Source organism: Moorena sp. SIO1F2 (assembly GCF_010672755.1).
Taxonomy (GTDB): Bacteria; Cyanobacteriota; Cyanobacteriia; order Cyanobacteriales; family Coleofasciculaceae; genus Moorena.
Genome location: NZ_JAAHFV010000325.1, coordinates 1 through 7242, shown reverse-complemented (window position 1 = coordinate 7242; position 7242 = coordinate 1). Strand labels below are relative to the sequence as shown.

At 43.2% G+C, this 7242-nt stretch carries 11 protein-coding genes and 1 pseudogene; 10 read left to right on the top strand and 2 right to left on the bottom strand.

The window, feature by feature from the left end; genetic code table 11:
* On the top strand, positions 1 to 1347 hold a 1347-nt coding region (locus F6J94_RS27015), incomplete at its 5' end, for a DUF4157 domain-containing protein (RefSeq protein ID WP_293045932.1).
* A 269-nt stretch (positions 1348 to 1616) separates the two neighbouring features.
* Here F6J94_RS27015 and F6J94_RS27010 read toward each other — a convergent pair.
* Together F6J94_RS27010 and F6J94_RS27005 are read right to left on the bottom strand one after the other, a co-directional pair.
* Positions 1617 to 2192, bottom strand: coding sequence for a transposase (locus F6J94_RS27010; RefSeq protein ID WP_293045929.1), 576 nt, complete (start codon positions 2190 to 2192; stop codon positions 1617 to 1619).
* 166 nt (positions 2193 to 2358) lie between these two features.
* Positions 2359 to 2583: a hypothetical protein gene (locus F6J94_RS27005; protein ID WP_293045926.1), complete on the bottom strand. Its 225-nt coding sequence runs from the start codon at positions 2581 to 2583 to the stop codon at positions 2359 to 2361.
* Between the two features lie 188 nt (positions 2584 to 2771).
* Between F6J94_RS27005 and F6J94_RS27000 the strand changes: the two genes are divergently transcribed.
* From F6J94_RS27000 to F6J94_RS26960, 9 genes and pseudogenes are all read left to right on the top strand, one after another.
* A complete protein-coding gene (locus tag F6J94_RS27000; protein ID WP_293045923.1) occupies positions 2772 to 3041 on the top strand; it encodes a DUF433 domain-containing protein in 270 nt (89 codons plus the stop codon).
* Between the two features lie 2 nt (positions 3042 to 3043).
* Entirely contained in the window at positions 3044 to 3499 is a 456-nt protein-coding gene (locus tag F6J94_RS26995) for a DUF5615 family PIN-like protein (protein ID WP_293045919.1), read from the top strand.
* Positions 3500 to 3519: 20 nt separating this feature from the next.
* The gene (locus tag F6J94_RS26990; protein WP_293045916.1) at positions 3520 to 3792 is read left to right on the top strand and encodes a BrnT family toxin; all 273 of its coding nucleotides are present in this window, start codon (positions 3520 to 3522) and stop codon (positions 3790 to 3792) included.
* Positions 3776 to 4051 (top strand): BrnA antitoxin family protein, encoded by a 276-nt coding sequence (locus F6J94_RS26985; RefSeq protein ID WP_293045913.1) that lies wholly within the window; start codon positions 3776 to 3778, stop codon positions 4049 to 4051. The genes F6J94_RS26990 and F6J94_RS26985 overlap by 17 nt, the downstream gene beginning before the upstream one ends.
* A gap of 245 nt (positions 4052 to 4296) precedes the next feature.
* Positions 4297 to 4623 (top strand): hypothetical protein, encoded by a 327-nt coding sequence (locus F6J94_RS26980; protein ID WP_293045911.1) that lies wholly within the window; start codon positions 4297 to 4299, stop codon positions 4621 to 4623.
* A 151-nt stretch (positions 4624 to 4774) separates the two neighbouring features.
* Positions 4775 to 4984 (top strand): annotated as a pseudogene (locus F6J94_RS26975) (type II toxin-antitoxin system YafQ family toxin); the annotation flags it as partial.
* 85 nt (positions 4985 to 5069) lie between these two features.
* On the top strand, positions 5070 to 5273 hold the full coding sequence (locus tag F6J94_RS26970) for a hypothetical protein (protein WP_293029737.1): 204 nt from the start codon (positions 5070 to 5072) through the stop codon (positions 5271 to 5273).
* A 406-nt stretch (positions 5274 to 5679) separates the two neighbouring features.
* Positions 5680 to 5877 carry a hypothetical protein gene (locus tag F6J94_RS26965; RefSeq protein WP_293029734.1) on the top strand — a complete coding sequence of 66 codons (198 nt, stop codon included), beginning with the start codon at positions 5680 to 5682 and terminating at the stop codon, positions 5875 to 5877.
* Positions 5878 to 6015: 138 nt separating this feature from the next.
* The gene (locus F6J94_RS26960) at positions 6016 to 7026 is read left to right on the top strand and encodes a hypothetical protein (protein WP_293045909.1); all 1011 of its coding nucleotides are present in this window, start codon (positions 6016 to 6018) and stop codon (positions 7024 to 7026) included.
* The last annotated feature ends 216 nt before the right edge of the window (positions 7027 to 7242 follow it).

Here is a 7242-nt window from a genome sequence, read left to right as displayed (position 1 = left end):
TCCTATAAACCGAAATATTCTCACTCTACCTCGTTGTCAATAGCTCAAAAAAAGAAAGACGAAAGACGGAAAGGTATAAGAGAAATGTTGGATGCAGAGGAAAGGGAGTGGAACGCCGAAGATGCGGTAGGGGAATGGGGAAGTATGAGTGCGAAGGTGATGCGCACCTTAGAATCAGGAGTAACCCAACCGGAAAGGGGAAGGAGAGAAATGGGGCTGCAAGGGAAGTTTTCTTTTGGACAGCCGGGAGATAGAACCAGGCAAGGGGCGAATCACGGTGGGCATAAGGTGTTGCAGCCTAAAAGGATGATGGTGCAGCTCAGAGCACAACCGTTGACGGGGGATGAGCTGACTTATGGCGATAGCATGAGGGAATCGAGGAGCCAAAAGGAAAACAAAACGGGCTTGCCTGATCGCCTCAAGGCAGGAATAGAGAACCTCTCGGGCTATTCGATGGATGATGTGAGGGTACATTACAACTCGTCGAAACCTGCACAATTGCAGGCATTGGCGTATGCACAGGGGACGGAGATTCATGTTGGGCCGGGGCAGGAGAAGCATTTGCCCCATGAGGCTTGGCATGTGGTCCAGCAGAAGCAGGGAAGGGTGCAACGGTTAAGAAAGGAAAAAGGAGTGAGAAAAAAAGAGGAAAGACAATTGGAGGAAGAAGCGACAGCGATGGGGTCATTGGTATTAAGGAAGGTAACAAAGGAAGAAAGCCGGGAGTTGGAAACAGAAAAGGAGGAAAAAGGTGGGTGTGAGAAGTCGTTAAGTGTTTTAGGTGTTGGAGTAGCGACCCTTGCGGACGGTGCCATTATTGAACGTGAAAATGAAGCAAGGTTCAACCAGACAAAGGCGGACTTGGGAGTTTGTTACAACCATTACGATCCAAAACCCAAAAAACCGCTCCAAAAAATGACCAGTGACGCAACGGAAGAGGAAGATGTGTTAGATTCGTTAGAATTTACGGTTGTCGTAGAAATGGGTTTGGGATTAAGGAGCGAGGTAGCAGGCGGTCAAGTAAGTGGAACAAAAGCCGCATACAGTATGGATATGAATGTAGCGGTAGCGGAGGCCATGAGCGGCTTACCTAGCAACTGGTCGAATTTATTAAAAGGTACAATCGATTTGTGTTATGGCTATGAGAATAGCTCAAGCAGATCTCTGCTTATAATGGATAGAGCATGGGGTAAATCAGAGGATTATGGCGGTACATTCCCCAAGTGTAACAGTGCTAGTGGGAATGTATTATTCCGCCAAAGTCAGTCCATAGGAAAGGACAAAATGTACAATTGGGTAATCGAAAAAATAAAAGAGATAACCAAGGAAAAATACCCGGAAGCGTAGGATTGATCAAGGTTAGGAGTGCGTACGCAGATCTAGTAGGGTGGGCAAATGGACATGACTCGTGATCAAATTGCCAAACTCTCAGAAGTTGCCCACCCAACCCGACTACCCTAGGGCATGCGATCACCTATGTTGTTGGTTGCGTTCAAGCAAAGTGTTCGCTCTTGTCGGGTGGGCAAATGGACATGATTCGAGATCAATTGGTCAAACATTAATAATTTGCCCACCCTACGCCAACGCCACTACCCCACATTAATAATTTGCACACCCTACTCCCCTGCAAAATCTTCTAAATCGCTAAAATCTAGAACTTGTGGTAAATTACTCCCACAACAACACCCCCAATCGGGTTCATACCTGCCTCGCTCCACCCATTTGTGAAAACTGGAATATTCCCACAAATGAGGACAAGACACCAAACCATGTTTAACCGGATTATAGTGAATATAATCTATATGTCGGTGTAAATCATGGTCATTACGAATGGTATGCTCCCAAAACCGACGTTGCCAGACATTGCTTTCTCGATGCTTACGACGAGAAGCAGAAACATCTACCGAAAATGAGCGTTTTCCCGGTAAAGACCGGGTAAATAATACCTTTAACCGAGACACTCCCATAGAATAATTAGAATCATCCGGTGGTAACGACCAGATAAAATGAAGATGATCCGGTAACACAACGGCTGCAGTGATGTCAAAGGGTTTTTCTGTCCGCATTTTCGCCATGGCCTTCCGTAACCTTATTATATTCTCAACATCTGAAAATAGAGGAATACGGCGATAAGTGACTATTGTCAGAAAAAATACTCCTCCTGGCACATAAGAACGACGATAGTTCGACATATTGAGATATTGATGGTGGCGAGCATCCTCTGTTTCAGTTTAATCCCGATTCAGAGTAGGGTGGGCAAATGGGGATGAGCACGCTGAGTGCGTACGCGGATAAAGTAGGGTGGGCAAATAGTCAGGATATATGATGAAATTGCCTTCGGTACAGAATTTGCCCACCCTACCCGATCGAATTGCGATCTACCCGACTATTGGTTAATGGTTGATGATTTGCCGACCCTACCCCTTGCTTGTAGTAGGGTGGGCAAATAGTCAGGATTGATGATGAAATTGCCTTCGGTATAGTATTTGCCGACCCTACCCGCTCCGAATGCGATCGCACTTGTCGGGTGGGCAAATAGTCAGGATATATGATGAAATTGCCTTCGGTATAGTATTTGCCCACCCTACCCCTACCGAATGCGATCGCACTCTTGTAGTTTGGTGGGCAAATGGTCTTGGGTTCCTGATGAAATTGCCTTCCGTTTAGTATTTGCCCACCCTACCCGCTCCGAATGCGGACGCACTATATTTTAAAATAAGGGAAAACCCCCCATTTCTAGTGGAGAAACCCCTTGGCAACCCTTACCGACATTGGCTTGCCTGATCACAACTGATGCCAATAGTAATCGTCCAGTCATTGCAGGAACTCGAACCTCTGTGCGCCGAATTGCTGGCCTATATAATCAAGGTAACAACGCCGAAGAAATAGCCAGACGATTAAATCACCTAACAATCACTCAAATTTATGCTGCCTTAACGTATTATCATGCTAACCGTCAGGAAATTGACCAAGATATAGCAGCCGAACAAACCGCCTATGAAGAACTCGCCAAACAACATTATCAGGCAACCAAACCCTAAAAATGACACAAATTCGTCTTTATTTAGATGAAGATAGCATGGATAGCGATCTGATAACGGCCTTGCGTCTTCGCAACGTGAATGTTGTCTCGACAGGGGAAGCTCAAATGTTGTCCCGTAGCGATGAAGAACAATTACAATGGGCCTATGACCATCAGCGTGTTATTTATAGCTTTAATGCCCGAGACTTTTATAGAATTCATACTAATTTTATCGAGAAAAAACAAGAGCATTCAGGGATTATTTTAGGGTTTCAAAACTATTCCATTGGTGAACAAATGCGGCGGATTTTAAGGATAATTGCCACGCTCATCAGCAGAAGACATGAAAAATCAAGTAGAATTTTTAAGTGCTTGGGGAGAATAATAGCGTACGCTTCTCCCAACACACCAACCGAGTGCGTTCGCGTAGCGTGGCCTACGGCCAATCGCACTACATTAATCTTGACTAGACTTTAAGTTATACATATAATATATGTATGACATTTGAATATGATCCAAGAATTGCAAAAACCAATTGGCAAAAGCATGGTGTTTCCTTTGCGGAAGCTGAAATGGTGTTTTTCGATCCCCTTGCCATTCATGACATTGATCCAGATTCGATTAGTGAAGAACGTTTCATCGCAGTGGGAATAGGAAACTCTGGATTACCATTGGTCGTTGTATATACCATGCGCGGTGAGGTGATTCGATTAATTTCTGCTCGTCGCGCCACAAAACAGGAGACAAAAGCTTATGAGAAAGGAATATGATTTTTCTAAAGGAAAACGAGGAGCGGTAATTCCTTCTAAAGGAAAAACACGCATTACTATTTATCTCGATGATGATATTCTTGCCAATTTTCGAGAACAGGCCGAAACGGCTGGAATTGGTTATCAGACTCTGATAAATGAGGCTTTAAAAAAACATCTCCTACTGCCAAATGAGCAACCTCTCACCCAAGGGGATTTACGCCGTATTCTTCGTGAAGAATTATCAGATAAAGTAGGGTGGGCAAATGGACATGATTGATGATCAATTGGTTAATGGTTGATGATTTGCCCACCCTACGCCTGGGAACAGCGGATCTGGTAACAGTGCGATCGCCGGTTTGGGAAAATGGAAGAGCGATCGGGCCGGGATAATGTCAGTAGTAGTAGGGTGGGCAAATGGACTAGATTGATGATCAATTGGTTAATGGTTGATGATTTGCCCACCCTACCCCACTGAGTGCGTTCGCGTAGCGTGGCCTACGGCCAATCGCACTATAATCTTTGATGAGCGCGGTGGGAGGATGTCAAAGTGCTACAATTTCGATCAATACGGTTTCGCAAAAACAACCCATGACTAAATTAATCCAAGAAACCTTTGAGGAGATCGCACAGCTAAAGGAAGAACAACAAAACGCCCTAGCCATTTATTTACAAAAACACCTCGCGCTTATTTTGCTTCAAGCTGAAAGAGAGAAACGAATTGAAGAGAACACTTATACAATTAACGACTTCAATGAAGAGACCCAACAAGCGATTATAAATATTGAAGAACCAAAAAACTTGACCGTTTGTGCCAATAAAGAATCTCTCTACAATGAACTGGGAATTTAATGCTATCACCTATTTTTGAAAACCGCTTTAATAAAGCGATCGCTGATAAAGTAGGGTGGGCAAATTGACATGATAACTGCTCAGATTGCAAAACTATCGGAATTTGCCCACCCTACCCGACTATTTTGTTGCTTAATTTAGGCTACAGAAGCGTGGCAAAAATATGGAAAAGCTTAAATCCGTTATTGAGAACTTATTAGAGAGAAAAGAACTAGAACCCAAATACAAAGATCATGCCTTAACAGGAAATTGGAGTGGATACCGAGATTGTCATATCGAACCAGACTGGATTTTAATCTACAAAACCTCTGAAACCAATCTTTTTCTGGTTCGTTCCGGTTCCCATGCAGATTTATTCTAAATGATCATGAATTTGGAAGTGCGTTCGCGAAGCGTGGCCGTAGGCCAATCGCTCTTGTAGTAGGGTGGGCAAATGGACATGATTGATGATGAAATTGCCAAACTATCATTTTTTGCCCACCCTACCCTACGGAATGGGTACTGTAACAGCGGATCTGGGAACAGCAGATCTGGGAACAGGGAACTCAGAAGAGGGAACAGTGCGATCGCGTAGCGTGGCCTACGGCCAATCGCTGATCTTGTCGGGTGGGCAAATGGACATGATTGGTGCTCAAATGGTATTAATTTGATGATTTGCCCACCCTACGCCACATTCATAATTTGCCCACCCTACTCCCTGTTGATTTTGATAAAATAGTAGTAGGGTGGGCAAATGGACATGATTGGTGAGGAAATTGTATTAATTTGATATATTGCCCACCTTACTTGTAGGCGTAGGGTGGGCAAATGGACATGATTGGTGATCAATTGGTATTACTTTGATGATTTGCCCACCCTACTCAGGTCGCGATCGCACTACCCCGATGTAAGTTAGGCAAATGGACATGATTGGTGATGAAATAGTATTAATTTGATATATTGCCCACCCTACTCAGGTTGTAGGGTGGGCAAATGGACATGATTGGTGATCAATTGGTATTACTAGGATAATTTGCCCACCCTACTAGAGTAGCGATCGCTACCCTAGAAGAGACAATGCTGTTTGTGGTGGATCGAGACAATTTACAAAGTCTTTTGGCTAAGCACGAAGAATTAGCTGACCGAATTTCTGAAGAATTATCCAAACGTCAAGAGACATTGGAACGCTTAGGAATAACCGTCAGTGCCACAGAGGAAGACGAAACTCCTTTCGCCGAGATTCGCAAACGTATTAAATCAATTTTTGGTATTTAAAACCGATTCAGTTATTATACCAAAGGGAACAGGGAACAGCGGATCTGGGAACAGGGAGTAGGGAGTAGGGAGTAGGGAAAAGGGAACAAAAATTATCACAATTCATTTAGGATTGGTATAGTCATCAAAACAACTCTCATGAATCAACACAATCAGGATAATCAGTATCTACCACACCCCTCAATTGATGAGTCAGCTCAGCTTCCTAGCTCCTTTGTCGAAGCAGTCACTAGGGTGAAAACCTTTGCTCTGCTGGAAATGGAAAAAGAAACGGAGCGAAAACAGCTTTACTATCATACTTGTGACCATGTTAATGGAGTGCAGCGTAGAGCTGATCGGATTTTCCAAGCCATCAGACCCTATTGGGAAGCCGGTCTGGACAATGATATAGCACCAGACTATCTGAGCAGAATGAAACAGTTAATCGATCTGTGCGCCATTGCTCACGATATGGTGCAAGAGTTTGTCCCTCAAATCCAACCCTATATCTCTAGACGGCGAGAAAGTGGTGTGAGCGAAGCTGCTACAATTACTAAGCTTTTGGATTACATCAAAAATCAGAATGAATGGATAAGTAAGCAAACTCCTAACCATCTGGCCTTGTTTACCGATTCAGATGTACAAATCATTACAGAAGCCATTAACGCTACCATTTGTTACTATGATACTTCAGACAATACCATTTACCAGCCTGACCTCTACTCTTCTGATAAAAACCTATCTCTGGTAGCTCGGATTATTGCTTTGGCTGATTTAGGCACTTTGGGCATGGAAGGGATTGAAGCATTTAACGAGGAAGGCAGTCTGCTATTTCTAGAAGAAAATCCTGATATTATTCCAATAATTTTGAATCACGATCTTCCCGATTCCCAAGCTATCGATAAACAAACGCTTTATGAAAATCTTAGACAACGGCTTCTGAAAAGGACTCGCTTTCAAGTCAATTTTGCTAAGGGACGAATGGCTAGATTGGCTCGTGAACTTAAAGGGTTGACCGCCGAAGCAATTTCGGTTTTAACCCAGGATGTTTTTAAGTATTTGAATCCAGCCATAATTCAATTTCTTGAATTATTAACTCCTACCGCTAATGACACGAAGTTTGAGGAATTGATTGAGTTTTTTAAGCTCGAAAACTATGTAGAAAAGTAGGTGATATCAGCTTAACAACAAGATCAAAAAGGCAATCAATGATAGTGTTGCCGAATCACATCCAAACTACTGAAATCGATTAAAAGTGATCAATAATCGCTCAATAATCAGAAATATCTGTTCGGATACGCTCTAAGGAACTATGCATATCTTTCAACTGTTCTTGAATTGCTAATAACTGACCTTCAAGTCTGGACACTTTGCTAAATTGATTCA

What these genes read in the sequence shown, in the direction of transcription:
- F6J94_RS26960 (WP_293045909.1), top strand. Translation starts at nt 6,016, where the DNA reads ATGAATCAACACAATCAGGATAATCAGTATCTACCACACCCCTCAATT.
- F6J94_RS26985 (WP_293045913.1), top strand. Translation starts at nt 3,776, where the DNA reads ATGAGAAAGGAATATGATTTTTCTAAAGGAAAACGAGGAGCGGTAATT.
- F6J94_RS27010 (WP_293045929.1), bottom strand. Translation starts at nt 2,192, where the DNA reads ATGTCGAACTATCGTCGTTCTTATGTGCCAGGAGGAGTATTTTTTCTG.
- F6J94_RS26990 (WP_293045916.1), top strand. Translation starts at nt 3,520, where the DNA reads ATGACATTTGAATATGATCCAAGAATTGCAAAAACCAATTGGCAAAAG.
- F6J94_RS26970 (WP_293029737.1), top strand. Translation starts at nt 5,070, where the DNA reads ATGATGAAATTGCCAAACTATCATTTTTTGCCCACCCTACCCTACGGA.
- F6J94_RS26980 (WP_293045911.1), top strand. Translation starts at nt 4,297, where the DNA reads ATGAGCGCGGTGGGAGGATGTCAAAGTGCTACAATTTCGATCAATACG.
- F6J94_RS26965 (WP_293029734.1), top strand. Translation starts at nt 5,680, where the DNA reads ATGCTGTTTGTGGTGGATCGAGACAATTTACAAAGTCTTTTGGCTAAG.
- F6J94_RS26995 (WP_293045919.1), top strand. Translation starts at nt 3,044, where the DNA reads ATGACACAAATTCGTCTTTATTTAGATGAAGATAGCATGGATAGCGAT.